Below are 19,457 nucleotides of genomic sequence, written 5' to 3' on the forward strand. Positions count from 1 at the left end.
AGATTTAGAACAAAACAAGGTATATTTAACCAAATATTCAACAGAAAAAATGGATGGATGAAAAAAATAAAATCCCAACTAACAAAATGACAAAGCCTTTAAAAAAAAATTTCAAAATTTAATAAATAATAAAAGAGAAATTTATAAAATAATTTGAATATAATTTTAAATAATAAATAATAGTTTATAATAATAATAAATATAATTTGAAATTATAATTTTAGAATAAAATAAAACATTTTTAATTAAATTTTATAATTATATTTAACAAATTACTCTAATAGGTGATAAGGTGAGAGCAAAGGTAATGATAATATTAGGTAGTGGTTCAGATTTAAAAATTGCAGAAAAGTGTATAGATAAATTAGAAGAGTTAAAAATTCCCTATGACTTTAAAATATCATCTGCCCATAGAACTCATCAAAAAGTTAAATATGATGTAATTGAAGGTACCAAAAGAGGAATTGAAGTGTTTATTGCAATAGCTGGTTTGGCAGCACATTTACCTGGAGTTATTGCTTCATTTACACATAGGCCTGTTATCGGAGTACCTGTTGAATCAAAATTTGATGGATTAGATGCATTATATTCTTGTGTTCAAATGCCATTTCCAGCACCTGTTGCAACTGTTGGAATAGACAGAGGAGATAATGCTGCAATTCTTGCAGCAGAAATAATTGGAACTTATGATAAAGATATGAGAGAAAGAATCCATAATCTTAGAGTTTCTTATAAAAACAAGGTTTACAGTAGTGAAAAAGAAATTTTAAACAAACTTAATGGAAATTATATTGAAAAAGATTTCCTTCCATATGATTTTGATGAAATAGAAGTTAAGGTCAATGAAAATCTTGATGTTGACCCTTTACCACCTGAGGAATGTCCTAATATTGCATTAATACTTGGAAGTAATTCTGATATGAGTATTGCTAAAAAAACATCTACATTACTTGATAGAATGAAAATATCATATGATTTAACTGTTTTAAGTCCAATTAGACATCCTAAAAAGTTTCAAGAACATATGATTAAAATGAAAAATGCAAAATTATTTATTGGAGTAAGTGGTTTATCTTCACAGGTTACAGGTTCAATTGCAGGCTATAGCGAACGGGTTATTATTGGTGTTCCCTGCGATATAGAATTAGTAGGTAATGATTCTCTACTTTCAATGGTAAGTATGCCAACTGGTGCTCCAGTAGCAACTGTAGGAATCAATAACAGTAAAAATTGTGGAATATTAGCAGGTGAAATATTAGCAATTAGTGATAAAAAAATTGAAAAAGAACTTACAAGATTAAAATATAAAACTGCTAATATATAATTAAATATTTAAACTAAAATTAGTTAAAATTAAAGAATAATGTTTAATAAACCATATTAACTAAAACAAGTAAGCAAATAATAATTAAACTTAATAAAATAAAATAAATAAAAAAATGATAATGTGATTCTATGGAATTAAATAATTATAAAAATATTATAGAAATTGATGAGGAAGTTGATTGTGAATATGAAATTGTGGAAATATTAAAAAAATATCCAAAAGACACAGTTTTATTTACAAATGTTAAAAATCATAAAATCCCCGTAATATCTGGAATATGTAATACGAGAGAAAAAATAGCTAAATCAATTAACTGTAAAAAAGAAGAAATTCTTCAAAAAATCATAGAAGCAACTGAAAATCCAAAAAAAATTGAAAATTATGAAGATTTAGAAGATTATGAAACTTATGATGCTGATTTAACTAAACTTCCTATTTTAAAACATTACGCAAAAGATGGAGGTAAGTATATTACTGCGGGTGTAGTATTTGCACGTGACCCTGAAACTGGTGCTCAAAATGCATCAATTCACAGAATGCTCGTTAAAGATAATGCTACCCTTGGAATTAGACTTGTTCCAAGAAATCTTTATACATATTTCCATAAAGCTGAAGAATTAGGGGAAAATTTAGATATTACAATCTGTATTGGAATGGACCCTGCAATCTTACTTGCAAGTACATGTTCTATACCTATAGATGCAGATGAAATGGAAGTTGCAAATGCATTTAAAAATGGGCAATTAAAACTTCAAAACTGTGAAGAATCTGATATTAAAGTTCCTGAAGCAGATATTATTCTTGAAGGTAAAATAATTGCTGGTGAAAGATCTAGCGAAGGACCATTTGTAGATTTAACTGATACATATGATGTAGTTAGAGATGAACCAGTAATTAAATTAAGTAAAATGCATCTTAAAAGAAATTCATATTATCATGGTATTATACCTGCAGGATTTGAACATAAACTTTTACAAGGCCTTCCACAAGAACCTAGAATATTTGAACATGTTAAAAATACAGTTCCAACTGTTTTAAATGTTGCTTTAACTGAAGGTGGTTGTTGTTGGTTACATGCTGTTGTTCAAATTGTAAAACAAACCCAAGGTGATGGTAAAAATGTGCTTATGGCTGCTTTATCTGCACACCCTTCACTTAAACATTGTGTTGTAGTTGATGAGGATATTGACCTATTTGATGCAGAAGATGTTGAATATGCAATAGCTACAAGGGTTAAAGGTGATGAAGATTTAATGGTAGTAAGTGGTGCAAGAGGTTCATCACTAGATCCAAAAGCACTACCTGATGGTACAACATGTAAAATAGGTGTTGATGCAACTAAAGATTTAAAACGAGTAGAAAAATTCGATAGAGTAAGTTTTACTGAATTTTAAATAATTTACTCTTTCATTTTATTTTTATTTTTACAATTATTTTTTTGATTAAAAAGCAGAAGTTAAATAATTAATTTACCTATTATATTTAAATTCTAAAATTTAATTTATATCCGCAATTAGAACATTTATTAGTAACTATTCTTCCTAAATCACTTGTAGAATATCCATTTCTTTTAATTAAAATCTCACCACATTCTGGACAATATGAATTCTGATTATGTTGGATATTTCCTAAATAGACATTTTGAAGACCCATTTCTTTTGCCATATTATATGCATTTATTAAGGTTTCAGGATTTGTAGGAAGAATATTATTCATTTTATAATAGGGAAATGCTCTTGAAAAATGGACTGGTACATCTGGAGATAAATTATCTTTTATAAAATTAATTAAATCTCTTATCATATGAGGACTATCATTTAAACCAGTGATTAATAAATTTGTTATTTCAAGATGAGCCTTACTTTCATATATCTTTATTAAATTATCTAAAATCTCATCTAGTGAGGCATCTGAATATTTCCCATACAATTTATTTGAAAAAAATTTTAAATCAATATTAAATCCATCAATATATTTGAGTAAGTAATCAAGTGCATCACTTGTCATATAACCATTACTTATGTAGAGATTTTTAAGTTTGTTTTTGGATGCAATTTTAGATGTGTCTAGAACATATTCTAAAAACATAGTAGGTTCATTATAGGTATAAGCAATTGATAAAGATTTAGATTTAAGTGCATTTTCCACAATGGTTTCTGGAAGTATATTCTTTGAGTCTATGTTTTTGGTGTGAACTTGTGATATGGTATAGTTCTGGCAGGCTAAACATGACATATTACAGGCAAAACCACCTACAGAATATGCTAAACTATTAGGATGAAAATGATAAAATGGTTTTTTCTCAACCGGATCTGTGTTAAGTGATGAAACTTGACCATAATTTATAGAATATAAAATACCTTCCTTATTTAAACGAGTTCCACATAATCCATAGGTATTATTATCAATAATACAATTATGATTACATATATTGCATTGTACCCTTTCATTTGTTAGATTTTCATATAATATTGATTCATAAAACATCTTAACACCACTAAAAGAATTAAATAAAAAAAATTATATTACTTAAGTGTACCATTTCAAGTGTAAAATTTGAAAATTAAAAATTTAAATAAAATTATTTTATAAATAAAATCTATTTATTTCCTTAATTTTATCAAAATCACGGTTAAAAGATACTATTGTATTAATATTATAATCAATCATTGTTTTCAAAATAGTGCAATCGGAATAGTTAATAGCAAAATTATAATCTTTGCATATATGAAGAGCTTTATCATAATCTTTGGGTGTTAAATAAACTATTTTATTCATATTATATAATATATTAATTATATCATCTCTTAATAGCTCATATCTTTTTTTAGTTAAATTATTTAAGATTTCAATTAAAACAGTGGAGTTAATAGTAGTGTATTCCTTTTTAATTAGTTCATTTATTTGTTTAGCTTCTTTGTGTTTTTTTGCTTTTTTATTCATTAAAGCAATAATATAAGAGCTATCAATAAATAACATTTAATAATCTCTCCAAACACTTATTTTTCATCTACTTCGTCAACAATTTTATCGTTATCAATTATACCACATAATTTATCTAATCCATTACCTTGGTGATTATCATGATTTAATAGTTTTTCTAGCTCATCAATAGTTGGAACGGGTTTTTCAGGAGTTGAATCTCTTTTTATCCCCTCAATAACATATTTATTTATTAATTCTATTTGTTTAACTCCTAATTCCGCACTTTTAATTTTTAATTGTTGTTTTACATCTTCATCTATTCTAACTGTTGTTGCCATTTTTAACACCATATAGTAATTTTATGTATTATTGTATATTAATATACTTATATAAATATTTTTTAAATACTATTCAAACATTTCAAAACTATTTTTTTAAATTATTGATTTATTATAAATGAAAATAAATCGTTGAAATATTCTTAAATTAAATAGCTAAAAATAAATTACTAGTAAAAAAGAGTTTTTTAATATAGACAATGAAAAATCGTAGTTATATTTAAATATTTTAATTATATAATACTAATTGTTATTATTTAATTAAAATAATAATATTATAAAAATTAAAAAAAAATAAAAAAAACTTAGTAGGCATATTTATGAAAATTGCATCTATTACAACAATTAAAAATGAAGCAGATATAATTGAATCTTTCGTTAGATATCATCTGAATATTGTAGATTTTATGTTAATTTTAGATAATGGTAGTACAGATGATACAAATTATATTTTAGAAGAATTAATAGCTGAAGGATTACAGATTAAAGTTATTATAGATACAGATAAATACTTTGAACCATTAGAAAAATATAATTTTTTACTTAAAAAAGTAATTGAAGAATATGATGCAGATATAATATGTCCAATAGATGCTGATGAATTTATAACCACCCGTGAAGGAAATCCAAGAGAATATATTGAAAAAATCCCAAATGATGCATATTATACTGTAGAACGTGTATCCTATGTACCTACAGAAGAAGATGATGAGGAAGATTTACTTGTACCTAGAAGAATTCAATATATAAGAGATCCATCTCTTGAGATGAATGGTAAGGTTATAACTACAAAAAAATTATATGAAAAATATAATGCAGGCCTTTCAATGGGAAACCATAGAGTAACTGTTGAAAATAAAGATAAAAGCAAAGTTACTAATATTAAAGATAATGGCCTAATTTTAGCACATTTCCCACTACGTTCAATAAAACAAACCATGTCTAAAATATTAACTAATTATCCTAATAGTCTTGCAAGAAAAGTTGTAAAATCAAATATTAGTTATCATTACATAATTATGTTTAATAAGATTAAAGAAACAGGTTCCCTAGATATGGAAGATGTAACTGAATTTGCAACCCAATATGCTCTTAAACACAATAAAGATAGAGAAGATTTCGACCAGGAATTAGATATTCCATTAATTAAACAACCAATGAATATTGATTTCTGTGATGATATAGAAATTAAATACAAATACAAGGAAAATCCACTTGCAAATTTACTTGAAAATAATATTTACTTTGCAAAGGAAATTCACAATTATAAAAATCAAATCAATCTTGATGAGATAGAAAATAAAAAAGAAAGTAAAATAGAAGTTGAAAAAAATAGTAAATCTTCATTTTTAGATAAAATTTTAAGTAAAAGTAATAGTTATGTTTTCTATAAAAATAATTACCATAAGCTCAATGGAGAAAACAATGAACTAAAAGACCAGTTAAAATATGATCAAGAAAGAATCACTGAGCTTAATGATAAAATTAAAGATATGGAAATTGAAATTCAATCCTTAAATAATAAAATAAAAGCAAAAGACAATAAGATTACTAAACTAGAAAATAATGAATAGATCTATTTTAAAAATTACTATTTAAAAAAGTTTTTTTATAGTAATTTTATTTATTAATTAATTAATAAATGAAAAAATAGTAGATTATAAGCTAAACTATATTAAAAAATTATTTAACTTTTAAAATGGTCATAACCTTTTGTAGATAAGTTTACAATATCACCATCTGAGAGTACTATTTCAAGTGTATTTTTATCTATAACCTCACCTATAACTTTAAAGTCCAATAATTTATTAAGTGAATCTTTTAGCTCAAAAGGTATAATAAATAATAACTCAAAATCTTCACCTATATTAAGTTTCAGTTCTAATGTATCAAGGTCTAAATTATCTGAAATCTCTAAATAATCCTTGCTTATATCTAATTTTTCCTCATAAATTCTAATACCTTTATTATATGAACTTTCATCTGTTTGGTTATTTGCAAAATAATATTTCTTATCTGATTCTAATAAAGATTCAAGTTCACTTCCTAGTCCATCTGTAATATCAGTTGCTACTTTAACATTTGAATCTAATAAAATTTGACCTTCGTATATTTTAGCAATTGGTTTAAGTGCCATACTAATTGAATATTCAACAATATCGCAATTATTTTGATAAGATTGACCTTGATTAACTTGATTAGATTGATTAGCTTGAATACTTTGATTGTATATCTTATATTCATCTCTATTTAACAATTCAAAACCTAAAGCTGCAAAACCTATATTACCAGTAAGACAAACAAGATCCCCAATATTTAAACCATATTTCATCATAGGTTCCTTTTCCGTATATCCAAAAGCTGTACCTGTAATGATTATCTCATCTGCATCATTAGTATCTCCACCAAGTAGAGCAATATTGTAAAAGTCACAAGCTGAAAGTATTCCTTCAAAAATCTCATCAAATTCAGAGAGTTTTAAATCCTTATATAACCCAATACTTATTAAAATTCCTAATGGTTTAGCACCCATTGAAGCTAAATCACTTACATTTACAGTAACAGCCTTAAAACCCCTATCAAAAAATGACATCTCCTCTGGAAAATGATGACTTTCAATTAACATATCAGATGTACTAATCAAATATTTATCTTCAAATCTAATTACAGAACAATCATCACCAATTAAATTAAAATATTCACCTTTAAGTGTAGACTTTCTACCTTTAGATAATTTAATTATCCTTTCAATTAAGGCTTTTTCTGATAATGATGAAATAGAATAATTATTAGATTCCATAAAAATACTATGTTTTTAAATTAAATAAATTTTTATATAATTAAGATTATTTTAAAAAAAATGAAACAATTAGATAAATAGCTTTATATGAAAATGAATTTTAAAAATTATATAGCTAAAATAAGTAATTAAAAATAAAATAAGTTAAATAAAAAACAAGACTAAAAATAGTTTATAAATTAATAATATTATTAAAAATAATTAAAAATAACTAGTGATGGATCAAAATAAATAAAAATGGTTTAAATAGCAAAATAAAATTATTTAACTATTTTAAATTTAAATCCATATGAAATAACACCATCAGGACCGTCTTCTGAAATTTTTCTAAAGACCATTTCTACTGGATCACCAATTTCTATATCGTCAACATCACAATCTACAAGTTGTGCAGTTAATTTAGCACCTTCATCTAATTCAACAATAGCTACAGCATAAGGAGCAATAGTTTTAAACTCATCAGATGGTGACCTAATTACGGAATAAGTATGAATTTTACCTTTACCAGAGAATTTAATATTTTCAATATTTCCTTTTCTCCTACAATCAGGACAAATAACTCTAGGTGGGAAAAATACTTTACCACAGGTAGTACACTTTGATCCGATTAAGTTATATCTTTGTTGAATATGTCGCCATACTCTTACTGTATCAGACATAAAATTCCTCCATAAATATATTAATAATTATTTTTTAGTATGAATTATATTTATTTTATTTTTTAAAATATAAATAAGTATTTTTTTATTATTTGTGAATTTTAAATTAATACTTCTTTTTTAAAAAAATAAAAATACATTTTATAAAACTAATTTAAAGATAATAAAATTTTAAAAATATAATAAAAACTAATAATTTATAAATTAAAAAATAATTAAAAATTAAAATTAATTTAAAAATGAAATAATGTTTTAAAAATCAAATTAATTAAAAATATAGAACTTATTTTAAAAATAAATAAAAAGCTACTAGTTCACTTATATATTAGTAATATTTATGAGATTAAATTTAAAAAAATTCCTTTGTGAAAATAAGGGAAATATTATAAGTTCCATAAATATTGTTTTAATTTTCAGCTTTATATTAGTTGGATTTTTAGTTTTAGAGACTTCAACATATATTAACAATAATAAAATATCTGAAATCAATGATAATAATTTTGAATATATTATAGAAAACTATAAGGCTAATGTTCCAGTTTTATCATTAGAGATAATAAATGAAACCAGTAGAAATATTATTAATAATAAAAACCCCTTATCAAACTGTCGAATTGAGCTAAAAAATAGAATAAATCAAAAATTAAATGAAGAAAATAGAAAATATTATAACAATTATAAAATAACAATTGTTTCTGAAGTATTAGATGTATATAATGATGAAAATCCATTTAATATTAATGTTAAAATAAGATTAAACTTTACAAAAGATGATAAGTCTTACAGCAGTGAAGACACCTATAAAATATCTGTTGTTGGTCTATACGACCCATTACCCTTTTTAAAATGTAGGGATATTCAGGTGGAAAATGATAAAATAAACTATAAAAATTCTCTTAAGAATTATTTAAATGAAAAGACTAATGGTGAGATAAATACCGAGCCATATATCAATGGAAAATCTCCATTAATCATTAAAGAATGTTCTTATCAAGACTATACTAGTCATGGAACAAATGGCTTATGTGAAAATTGTATTTTAAATGGATATTATCATGAAAGCCGTGATGGTAGTTGTTATTTATGTAGAATGGAAGGTTATGGAAATTGTTCTCATTATGGCTTTGAAACTTTTATAGTCCCAGGTATTCTAACAGAAGATAATAGGTCTATTGTATCAATAGACCATGTAATATTTGGTGAAAATCCTTATCCTGGAGATATAATCATTTTAAACAATACAAGTAGTGACTCTGATTTTATATTTTTAGAAAATGGCCATAAAAGCAAATATGGTTTTATTTAACTGTGGTTATATGAAAATTAAAATAATTAAAGATAATAAGGCAATGATTTATTCAATTGACATTTTAATAACAATACTTATTTTAACAGTTATTATTGGCATTATATTTAATATGATAAGTGTTTCAAAGGATAAAATTACTGATAACATTGATTTAAATAAACAAGAGACCTTAAGTAGAGAAGTTTTAGATAATTTAATAAAAACAGAAGGAACACCTCCTAATTGGGATAAAATAAACTATCAAAATTCATTTACTCCTGGTTTAAACTCAAATGAAGAAAATAACATGCAAATTCTATCCTTCAGTAAAATAAGAGCTTTAAGTCAAAATTACGATATTCTCATAAATAATAATATATTAAATGGAGAGCTTAAAAGTCAGCTAAATATAATTCCTTTAAATAATAATCTAGAAAGTATAACTATGGGAGATAATCCTAATATAGAAGCATCCAATGTTGTTATTGTTAATCGAAGTGTAAAAATAGATTATTTAAGTGAATATTCCATATTAAATCTAAGTACTAATAATACAAACAACTATATTTGCCCTGATAGTCATGATGATAATTGGATTTGTAATTCTTTTGGTGTTTACTATAATCTAAACCAATATGATTATTATCTATTATCATCTAGCAATAACTTTCAATATAAATTAAGTAATGGTATTAACTCAACAATCCTAAAAAGTTCATCTAATGGATGTGTAAAATTAAACAGTGACATTCAATCATTAAATGAAAATAAAAATTCCCCAATAATAGTCCATATTATAAAAAATAATAATCCTTTAGAGGCAAAAGTGGTTGTTATAGATAAAAATACTGATAGAACCTATTTAAAATATGATTATTTTAAATCTCAAGATGCTTATATAATTTTTAAAACATGGTATAATTAAATTAAAGCATAAAAGTAATAACAATAAATGAAAAGAATATTAAAAGTGAATTTGATAAGGCATCTGTAATACTTGTTGATATTGGTATAACTACATTATCTGGATCTAAACCCTTATTAAAAGAATATATTCCGATGAAAAATACTATAACCATCATAATAGGAATTAATACTGTCCCTGATAGAAGACTTATTAAAATCAAATGTAAAATACTGAATGTTTGAATATTTAAAATTATTGAAAATAAATCTGCAATAATAGCAATTGTTGGGTAAACAATTACAGAAAGAAGTGCAATTATAATAAAATTAATAGCAACACTTTCATTGATTTTGAATTCTGTTTCAATTAAACCTGAATGAATACCTGATGATAATCTAGCACCTAATATACTTACTAAATTTCCACTTTCACCTGAAAATAGTGGTACTAAAGTAAGTATTGTAGGATTATTTAAAAGAGTACTTGCAAAACTATCAAGTACAGTACCTGCAAAAATACCTAAAAAGGAACAAAAGACTAATACAGGAGTAGACTGTTTTAAAATAGTTTTAAGATAATCATCTGAATATAAAGCATGAATAAATAATGCTATTACCATAATAATTAATATGATAAATATAATAGTCTTTACAAATAAATTAAGATTTAAAAATTCTAATATGAAAATAGATAAAATTATACAAGGAAGTGTAAACAAATCACCAAATGCTGCTACAATTGGAGTTGTAACATTATCTGGATCCCATCCACCATTATAACTTTTAAATGAAATAAATAAAGTAATTGGCAACATTATTAAACAAGAGATAAAACCTGCAAATAAGGATATAAGAATAAAATCCATAAGACTAATACTATTAAGGCCTATTATTATACACATAATCTTAGCAAAAATTGCTAAAAATAAGGATAAGACCATTGTAAGAATAATTGAAGATGAAAAGTTAATATTTAAAATACTAGACTGTTTAAATTCAGGTTCTAAAGTTCCAATATGTAAATTAGAACTAATCCTTGATGCAAAAGAACCAAATATATTACCTCTCATTCCAATAGCACCTGGGATTAAAACAAGAAGCCCTGGAAATGATTTGAAGAAAAAAGTCATATTTCCTAAAATTATTCCAGCACATAAATCTCCAATAGCACATATAAAAAGTGCAATTAAACTTTCATTAATGGTTGATTTATGTGATTTAATAATATAAGGCAACCTTTCAACTTCGCTTAATTTACTCATTGTATCAACTAAAATAATTCTTTTTTTAAATTTAAAAATCTAAATTTTAAAAATTAATCACCACTATTAATTCAATTAAGCAAAGGTCAAGGTAAAAATTGTAAAAAAATATTTAATTATCATCAATATCATCGATAATATCAGATAAATCGTCGAATGACTTTTCACCCTTTGCAATTTGAACTAAAAAATCAGAACCAGTTTCTGTTCCTTTTGCAAGTAAGACATCATCTTCTAAAATTACAGTATATTTATTTGGACCATAAATCCAAGAATCACGTCTTCTAATAGCTATGATTCTCATACCTGTACGAGTATTTAGGAGTAATTCTCCTAAACTTTTATTACATAATTCACTATTAGATACAACACTAACACCAGTTATCCTTTCATCAGATTCTTCCATAACACGTTTGAATACTGGATGAGGTTTAATACCTTTAATTACTATGTCTGCTAAATCCTTTGCTGCATCTGCAATAGATTCTGCAGCTTCTGCAATTTCAAGTAATGCAGTTAATCTTTCAGCGTCTTCTTTTGATCTTGCAGCCAGTAGAGATTGTGTTTTAATCTCATAATTTAAACTATTGACTCGGTTTTCAAGTCTTAACACTTCGTACGCGGCATCTTTACTATTAAAAAGAACGGCAGAGTAGGACAAATGAACCATTAACTCTGACATATTCTTCATTTCAATTAATATATCTTTTATACTTGACATTTAATCCCTTCACATATAAAAATTATTTAATTTTTTTAATTATTTAAAAATATAATTATTTATAATTTATATTTTTTAATATAAAAAGAATTATATATTTGATTTTAAAATTTGAAATATTAAAAAAAAAAATTTAAAAAAAATAATTGGAATAATAAAATAAATAAAATAAGTATAAAGAAAATAAAAATGTAAATTTTAATTAAAAAAAATAATAAAAGAATAAAAGTAAAACTAATTAGAAAAATAATAAAATAAGAGTAAAAATAAATAAATATGATTTAAATAATAAATACTTAATTAAAATAATAAACTAAAATAAAATAAATAATAGAAAACTAATCATGTTTAGGATTTTTTAATATACAAGCTCTACGTAATTTAAGAAGAGCTTTTTTATTTTTTACAAGGTCTTTAGGTTCCTTAATCATATTAACAATTTCTCCCTTTACACAGTCAATATTTTCTTTTTTATGTATCCACATACAATCTTTACAATTCCAAATGTTCTTATTTTTTATCCATTTACCACCTGTTGAAGAGTCTCCACAAGGATAAAATGGACAATAACAGAAGTCGCAGAATTGTCCTTCTTCATGACATGGATAAAATTCACAATCTGTATTTGGACCTGTAGGAGTTTCACCTCTGATAAAACTCTTGTAAAACTCTACAGTCATTGGATGTAATTTATATTTGATTACATATCCTCTTGGTGTAATCATATATCCATTATCTTCATATGTCATTTTATTTCCAACAATTAATGTTGTAGACATATTAATTTTATCTTCATCCAAATCCTGAATTTTAACAATTTTAACTTTAGAAGGATAAGTTTCACTATTTACAATACCTATTAATGTATCAACACCTCGAATATCTAAAACTAATTTTTTAAACATTCTAAATGGCTCTTTTCTTGATTTACTAATTGGATTATAAATAGCTATAATAAGATTAGATAATAATGCATGATGCAGTTTATTTTCAATTTCTGCTTGAGGAGTTAAAAGGTCACTTAAACTAATAGCTGCAAAATCATGTAATGGTGCACCTAAAAGTGAAGCAGAATAATTTAGGGCAGATATTCCAGGATAAATTTTAAGTTCAATATTATCATATTTACCTATAATTTGAAAAAGAACATTTGCCATTCCAAAAACACCAGGATCTCCAGATGAAACAATAGAAACAGTATTACCCTCAAGACTTTTCTCTATAGCCATTTCAACTCTTTTAACTTCATCCCCCATACCTTTTTTAATAATTTCTTTTCCTTCAATAATATCAGATATAGAGTCAATGTATTTTTCATAACCTACTATAACATCAGATTCTTTCAATGCATTTAATGCTGCTAATGTCATATTCTCCCTATTTTGTCCAATTCCAATTATATTTATCATATTATCAACATGAATTTTAAATAAAAAATAGTATTATTAATTTAATTTAAGCTAATTAATAATTCTTTATATTAATTGTTAATAAACTTAACTAGTTTTGATAAAATCTAAATATTATTTTAATTAGCTAAACTATTTGAAAACAAGAATGAAATTATATAAATAAATAAGTTTAAGGATTTAATAAAACTTAAGCTTAAACTCATTTAATATTTGAAATTAAAATAAAAAACAATTTTTAACTTAATATGAATATGTTTCTGTTGTATTATTATTTTGATTGTTTCCAACATCAACAGCATCTGAATCATATATTTTGAAAATAGATACAATAGTTATAGAATCTAAATTAACTTTATAACCATCATAAGTTTCATTAGCTGTACCTGTAGCTATTATTTTATAATCAGGAGTTGAACTAATTACACTAGATGATGTAGGTGCTGAATATCCATAAGCTGTAATATTTAAATCGATTACATCTTCATCATCATCATTATATGTAGCTATAGTTAAATTATTATAATCTATATCATCTACTCCCGCCTGCTCCTTCAGTGTACTTACAAAGTCCTCTTTATTTGTTACATTAATAGTAGATGGATCTTTAATTACAACACTATTAAAATTTTCTTGAGAGAAAATATTACCTATAGTATCGAATTGTAAATCTATTAAACCTTTTACATCTGGAACTTGAGAAGTTACAATTGTATAAGAGCTCAATAATCCAGCTTCAAAAAAACCGATAAATAAAATAATTATAAGTATTCCTTTAAGGGCTTTATTCATTTTATCACTTTTTAAATTATAAATAAATCGTAATAATTATAAAATTTAGAATAATTTTAAAAAATTATTAGAAATTCTTATATTCGTTATTATATATTTAATTAAAGTAATATAAAAACATACCTAATTTTTAATATTTATTTAGTTTATTAGACTTTTTTAAATTTACAAGTATTAAAAAATTATATGAAAAACTAAAATTTTTAGTGAATTTATTATTTATAGTAATTATTTAATGGATTATGGGATAAATTTAAAAATATTATATAAAAAATGTATAATAAGTCTTTATTTTCAAAATAAGAAAAAATTTTTAAGAAAATATTATTTTAAGAATATATAATTAATATAAAAAAATTATAAACAAATTGTGACTTTGTAGAAATCCTATTTGATTTTTGTAAAAAATTATTATAAAAGTCAATTTCTATTTTTTACATTAATTTTAAAAAATATTAATATTAAATATTTTTATTCAATTGTTTAACTTGAATGCAATAAGAATAAATATTTCTAGAAATCAAATATTTTATTAAATCCATATAATTGCAAAATCTATAACCACATATTATGATTTAGATAAAGATTTAGTAATTACATTAAATGACGCAGACGGTAAACCTATAATAGGAGAAATATTAACAGTCAAAATATTAGGTAAAAGCAAAAATTATACTACTGATGATAATGGACAAATTAATATCAAAGTTCCTACAACAAGTCCAAAAACATACCAAGCAAGGATTACATATGCAGGATCAGGTAAATATAAAGTTTCCTCTGCATCAGTAAATGTTACAGTCAAAAAAGCTACACCAAAAATAACTGCAAAATCTGCAAGATTTAAAATCAAAACATTACCTAAAAAATACACAATAAACCTAAAAAATCAAAACAAAGCAATTAAAAACAAAAAAATAACATTAAAAGTTAAAGGCAAAACATACACAACTAAAACTAACAGTAAAGGCCAAGCAACATTTAAATATATAACCTTAATAAAAAAGGCATATACAATGCAGTTATAACAGTTACAGGAAACTATTACTTCAATCAAATAAGTAAAAAAGTAAAAATAATTGTAAAACCTATATTAAGAGTTATACAATAACTCTAATACTTTTTTCTTTTTTTTTTGCTTTATAAAAATCCTAATTTTCATCGAATTTAAGTTAATCTATAAATATTATACATTTTATTTATGATTTTTGTTTCTTTATTAAATAGTTGTAAGATTCTGCATCTATTGTTACATTAAATATTCTTTTTATTACACTAAAAATGGATTCTACGTTAATACTTCTTGAATATATTTCTTTTTTAAATTTATACTTTTTAATCTGTATTTTCCGTTTTTAATCGGTTTTTTAATGGTATTTGATCATGATTTTGCTTTTAGTTTATAGATTTTCTGATAGTTAGTATCATATGCTCTATCTACTAGTATGTATTTAGGTATATATTTCTTAATATTTCGTATTAGTGAAATTATTGTATTAAAAATTTATTATTTTTATTATTAGACAAATATTTAAACTATAATAATAAAAATACACATAGGAAAATGTTTTTTTTTAAAAATTTATATAAAAATAATGAAAAAATCTATAATTAAAAAAATTTTTACAAAAACCAAATAGAAATTCTACAAAGCCCAAATTATAAATAATTTTAAAATTATATTATAATGTAATAATGAAAAGTTTAAATTAAATTATTATTTTTCAAAAATATCTAAATAAAGTTTAAATTAAAAATAAAAGCTTTAAATGATTTTTTAAAAAAAAAATAGATTATAAATTTGATGGATTTACATGTCTTCAGATATTTTACTTAAATTTGCAAAAAAAGGTATTAATTTATCTCCAAAAGCTTACGAAATGATTTTAGAATCTGATGATTCTAAAAATTTAACCTCATCTTTAATTGTAAAATTAAAAAGTGGAGATTATGATAAAGATGATTATGTATCAGTTTCAAAAGAGATAGTTTGTGATATTTTAGGTATAGATATTTCAAATACTGAATATAATAAAAAAAATTCTGAAAATACTGATAATAAAGATAACAATAAACAACTATCAAGTTCTCCAAGAGAAGATTCTAAAAAAGATAATAATTTTCACAAAGAAACTATTAAAGAGAATAATAATTCTTTTAAAACCATTGATAAAAAGGAATTTATACAAGCAGATGAAACAGAAAAAAGTCCAAATATCAATCTTACCCCTAAAGAAGAAGAGGATAAAAAAGGATTATATGATAATCAAGCAGAAAATAATGAATTTGATGCATCTGAAATTAGATATAATCCTGGAACTGATATTAAACCTGAAAAGATCGAAAACATTAAAAATCCAAAATCAAAACATTCTATTTATAGAAGAAATCTGGAAAAAACTAATGTAAAATATGACTTTCAAATACTACAAGATACAAGTAAAAAGTCATATACTAGTGGTGAGATTAGTAACTTAATTAGTTATTTTGCAAGTCGTTATGAGAAAGAATCAAAAATACTATTACAAAGGCCTGATTTAAAACTTGCACAAAAAATAGAAGATATAAACAGGGATCAAACTGATTTAGCATTAATTTTAATGGTTAATGAAGTTAGAACAACTAAAAATGGACATAAATTAATTGAATTTGAAGATGATACAGGGCAAATTCCTATTTTAGTAAGTAAAGATAATGCTGAGCTTATGAGTGATGCTGAAAAACTTGTAAAAGACGAAGTAGTTGGTATACTTGCAAGTAAAATGTCAGGAGATAATAAACTTGCAATTGCAAATCAAATTATTCATCCAGATGTACCAAGAATAGCTAAAAAAGAAATGGACTTTGGAATAGTATTTTTATCTGATGTTCATATTGGAAGTAAAACATTCCTTCCTGAAGCATTTGAAAGGTTTATCATGTGGATAAATTGTGAATATGGTAATGAAGAACAAGTGGCCATTGCAAAAGATGTTAAATACCTTATTATTGGTGGAGATATTGTGGATGGTATAGGTGTTTATCCAAACCAAGAAAAAGAACTTGAAATTAAAGATATTCGCCAGCAATATGATAAAGCTGCTAGTTATTTAGGTCAAATAAGAAAAGATATTAAAATTATTATATCCCCTGGAAACCACGATGCATCAAGAGTTGCTGAACCTCAACCAGCTGTACCTGAAAAATATGCAAATGCATTATATGAGTTAGATAATGTTGAATTTATTTCAAATCCAGGTTATGTATCACTTGATGGAATAAAGGTTTTAATTTATCATGGCCGTAGCTTCGATGATTTAGCAATGAGTGTAAAAGGATTTTCACATGAGAGAAATGATATTCTTATGGAAGAATTACTTAAAAAACGACATTTAGCTCCTATTTACGGTGAAAGAACTCCTCTTGCATCAGAACTTGAGGATTATCTTGTAATTGAAGATGTGCCAGATGTTTTCCATACAGGACATGTACATATTAACACCCACAGAGTCTATAATGGTATACATTTAATTAATTCTGGAACATTCCAAACTCAAACAGAGTTCCAGAAGATTTACAATATTGTTCCAACACCAGCAGAAGTTCCCATACTTGATAAAGGTGTTTATAAACAGTTAAAATTTGTCTAATAATATTAATATATATTTTAACAAATAGAATGAATTCCATTATCTTTACAAAATTTAATTAAAAATATTTTTTTAAGATTAAAAGAAATTTTAAATAATTTTTTAAATATTAAAAACATAATTAGATTATAAATTTCATTGTTAGTGATATTATGGAAAATGTAAAAAAATTAATTGTAGATTATTCTAAAAAAGTGTATGATAAAGAATTAACACCAGGTAAATCAGGTAATATAAGTATTAAATTTACAGATTCAGAGGGTAATAAGTTAATTGCAATATCACCAACATTATTATCACTTGGAATTTTAAAAGAAGAAGATATAGCAATTGTCGATTTGGATGGAAATGCAATAGAAAATAATAAACCTTCATCTGAAGTTTATATGCATTGTAATATTTATAAAAAACGTGAAGATATTAAAGCTATAGTTCATACACACTCTCCATATGCTACCGGTTTTGCACATTCACATAAAAAAATTAAAAGATATGAAGGTTTTGGCCCGATAAATATTCCTTACTTAGCTCAAATTGAATATATAAAACCAGGAACTGTAGAATTAGCTGAAGCAGTTGGAGATGCATTTTCAAAAAGTGAAGACATGGATGTTTTAGTTTTAAAAGAACATGGGATTATTACAACAGGAATAAATCTTCTTGAAGCAAGTGACCTAGCAGAATTTGTAGAATATTCAGCTAAAACACAATTTATTGCTAATATGTTAAATTCCATTAAATAGAACGTTGCTTTTAAATATTTTATTCTAGATAGTATTACTTGAGTTTGATTTATTAAATTTCAACTTCATGTTTAATAATATAGATTAAATAGGAATATTATTTAAATCTACCAATCATAAACTCTAAATTTAAATTTTTAATATATAAATTCTTTTAGATGGGAAATAAATAATTAAGGTTCTAAAAATAAATAGAAGTTCTTCATTTATAATTTATTTTCCAACAAGCTAAAATTTATTAAAAAGTGATTTTAATAAAATTATTATATTAAGCACAGAATTTGAGAATTAGATGGGCCTTTTTTTCTCGTTCAATAATGAACTCATTGAACAAAAATCTTTAAATCCTGATATAATCCATATTAATGATTATCATGAAGGATTTGTTCCTTATATCTGTAAAAATAAAAACTTAAAGTCTAAATATATTGTATCAATTCATAATGCCTATTTCCAAGGAATATATGAATTTAATGAATCTTCTCCCAAAGAATTATTTAATTACTACATTGATGATGAATTGCAGAAGAAGAACTTAATTTATTAAAAATAGCAGTTACAAACTCATATTATGGATTAACAGTTAGTCCAGATTATGCCGAATCCATTAAATTTACAGAATTGGAGTTGGTTTACAATATTTATACTGTAAAAAGAA

At 24.0% G+C, this 19,457-nt stretch carries 18 protein-coding genes; 8 read left to right on the forward strand and 10 right to left on the reverse strand.

What is annotated here, in order from left to right; genetic code table 11:
* Window positions 1-292 precede the first annotated feature (292 nt).
* Both purE and QZ146_RS05130 read left to right on the forward strand, forming a co-directional pair.
* The gene (gene purE, locus QZ146_RS05125) at window positions 293-1,324 is read left to right on the forward strand and encodes a 5-(carboxyamino)imidazole ribonucleotide mutase (protein ID WP_295722583.1); all 1,032 of its coding nucleotides are present in this window, start codon (window positions 293-295) and stop codon (window positions 1,322-1,324) included.
* A 131-nt stretch (window positions 1,325-1,455) separates the two neighbouring features.
* Entirely contained in the window at window positions 1,456-2,721 is a 1,266-nt protein-coding gene (locus QZ146_RS05130; protein ID WP_295722584.1) for a UbiD family decarboxylase, read from the forward strand.
* Between the two features lie 88 nt (window positions 2,722-2,809).
* Here QZ146_RS05130 and amrS read toward each other — a convergent pair whose 3' ends face one another.
* The 3 genes from amrS to QZ146_RS05145 form a co-directional block, all read right to left on the reverse strand.
* The gene (amrS, locus tag QZ146_RS05135) at window positions 2,810-3,814 is read right to left on the reverse strand and encodes an AmmeMemoRadiSam system radical SAM enzyme (protein WP_295722585.1); all 1,005 of its coding nucleotides are present in this window, start codon (window positions 3,812-3,814) and stop codon (window positions 2,810-2,812) included.
* 99 nt (window positions 3,815-3,913) lie between these two features.
* Window positions 3,914-4,306: a type II toxin-antitoxin system VapC family toxin gene (locus tag QZ146_RS05140; protein ID WP_295722586.1), complete on the reverse strand. Its 393-nt coding sequence runs from the start codon at window positions 4,304-4,306 to the stop codon at window positions 3,914-3,916.
* A 20-nt stretch (window positions 4,307-4,326) separates the two neighbouring features.
* Complete coding sequence (locus tag QZ146_RS05145; protein ID WP_295722587.1) at window positions 4,327-4,590, reverse strand: hypothetical protein; 264 nt, start codon at window positions 4,588-4,590, stop codon at window positions 4,327-4,329.
* Between the two features lie 320 nt (window positions 4,591-4,910).
* Between QZ146_RS05145 and QZ146_RS05150 the strand changes: the two genes are divergently transcribed.
* Entirely contained in the window at window positions 4,911-6,164 is a 1,254-nt protein-coding gene (locus QZ146_RS05150) for a glycosyltransferase family 2 protein (RefSeq protein WP_295722588.1), read from the forward strand.
* A gap of 113 nt (window positions 6,165-6,277) precedes the next feature.
* On the opposite strand, the gene thiL is transcribed toward QZ146_RS05150, so the two are convergent.
* A complete protein-coding gene (gene thiL, locus QZ146_RS05155; RefSeq protein WP_295722589.1) occupies window positions 6,278-7,390 on the reverse strand; it encodes a thiamine-phosphate kinase in 1,113 nt (370 codons plus the stop codon).
* A gap of 260 nt (window positions 7,391-7,650) precedes the next feature.
* Window positions 7,651-8,049 carry a Zn-ribbon domain-containing OB-fold protein gene (locus QZ146_RS05160; RefSeq protein WP_295722590.1) on the reverse strand — a complete coding sequence of 133 codons (399 nt, stop codon included), beginning with the start codon at window positions 8,047-8,049 and terminating at the stop codon, window positions 7,651-7,653.
* A 337-nt stretch (window positions 8,050-8,386) separates the two neighbouring features.
* Here QZ146_RS05160 and QZ146_RS05165 point away from each other — a divergent pair, with 337 nt between their 5' ends.
* Together QZ146_RS05165 and QZ146_RS05170 are read left to right on the forward strand one after the other, a co-directional pair.
* Window positions 8,387-9,355, forward strand: coding sequence for a hypothetical protein (locus QZ146_RS05165; protein ID WP_295722591.1), 969 nt, complete (start codon window positions 8,387-8,389; stop codon window positions 9,353-9,355).
* 10 nt (window positions 9,356-9,365) lie between these two features.
* Window positions 9,366-10,262 (forward strand): hypothetical protein, encoded by an 897-nt coding sequence (locus tag QZ146_RS05170; protein WP_295722592.1) that lies wholly within the window; start codon window positions 9,366-9,368, stop codon window positions 10,260-10,262.
* Window position 10,263: 1 nt separating this feature from the next.
* On the opposite strand, the gene QZ146_RS05175 is transcribed toward QZ146_RS05170, so the two are convergent.
* The 5 genes from QZ146_RS05175 to QZ146_RS05195 form a co-directional block, all read right to left on the reverse strand.
* Entirely contained in the window at window positions 10,264-11,505 is a 1,242-nt protein-coding gene (locus QZ146_RS05175; protein ID WP_295722593.1) for a magnesium transporter, read from the reverse strand.
* 112 nt (window positions 11,506-11,617) lie between these two features.
* The gene (locus tag QZ146_RS05180; protein WP_295722594.1) at window positions 11,618-12,226 is read right to left on the reverse strand and encodes a potassium channel family protein; all 609 of its coding nucleotides are present in this window, start codon (window positions 12,224-12,226) and stop codon (window positions 11,618-11,620) included.
* A gap of 338 nt (window positions 12,227-12,564) precedes the next feature.
* The gene (gene cobJ / locus QZ146_RS05185; protein ID WP_295722595.1) at window positions 12,565-13,635 is read right to left on the reverse strand and encodes a precorrin-3B C(17)-methyltransferase; all 1,071 of its coding nucleotides are present in this window, start codon (window positions 13,633-13,635) and stop codon (window positions 12,565-12,567) included.
* A 243-nt stretch (window positions 13,636-13,878) separates the two neighbouring features.
* Complete coding sequence (locus QZ146_RS05190; RefSeq protein ID WP_295722596.1) at window positions 13,879-14,427, reverse strand: hypothetical protein; 549 nt, start codon at window positions 14,425-14,427, stop codon at window positions 13,879-13,881.
* Between the two features lie 670 nt (window positions 14,428-15,097).
* Window positions 15,098-15,301, reverse strand: coding sequence for a hypothetical protein (locus QZ146_RS05195; RefSeq protein WP_295722597.1), 204 nt, complete (start codon window positions 15,299-15,301; stop codon window positions 15,098-15,100).
* A gap of 940 nt (window positions 15,302-16,241) precedes the next feature.
* On the opposite strand from QZ146_RS05195, the gene QZ146_RS05200 reads away from it, so the two are divergent.
* From QZ146_RS05200 to QZ146_RS05210, 3 genes are all read left to right on the forward strand, one after another.
* Window positions 16,242-18,056, forward strand: a complete 1,815-nt coding sequence (locus QZ146_RS05200) for a DNA-directed DNA polymerase II small subunit (protein ID WP_295722598.1) — start codon at window positions 16,242-16,244, stop codon at window positions 18,054-18,056.
* Window positions 18,057-18,208: 152 nt separating this feature from the next.
* Window positions 18,209-18,799 carry a class II aldolase/adducin family protein gene (locus tag QZ146_RS05205; RefSeq protein ID WP_295722599.1) on the forward strand — a complete coding sequence of 197 codons (591 nt, stop codon included), beginning with the start codon at window positions 18,209-18,211 and terminating at the stop codon, window positions 18,797-18,799.
* A 292-nt stretch (window positions 18,800-19,091) separates the two neighbouring features.
* Entirely contained in the window at window positions 19,092-19,346 is a 255-nt protein-coding gene (locus QZ146_RS05210; protein ID WP_295722600.1) for a glycogen/starch synthase, read from the forward strand.
* Window positions 19,347-19,457: the final 111 nt, after the last annotated feature.

Source organism: uncultured Methanobrevibacter sp. (genome assembly GCF_905235195.1).
Classification (GTDB): Archaea; Methanobacteriota; Methanobacteria; order Methanobacteriales; family Methanobacteriaceae; genus Methanarmilla.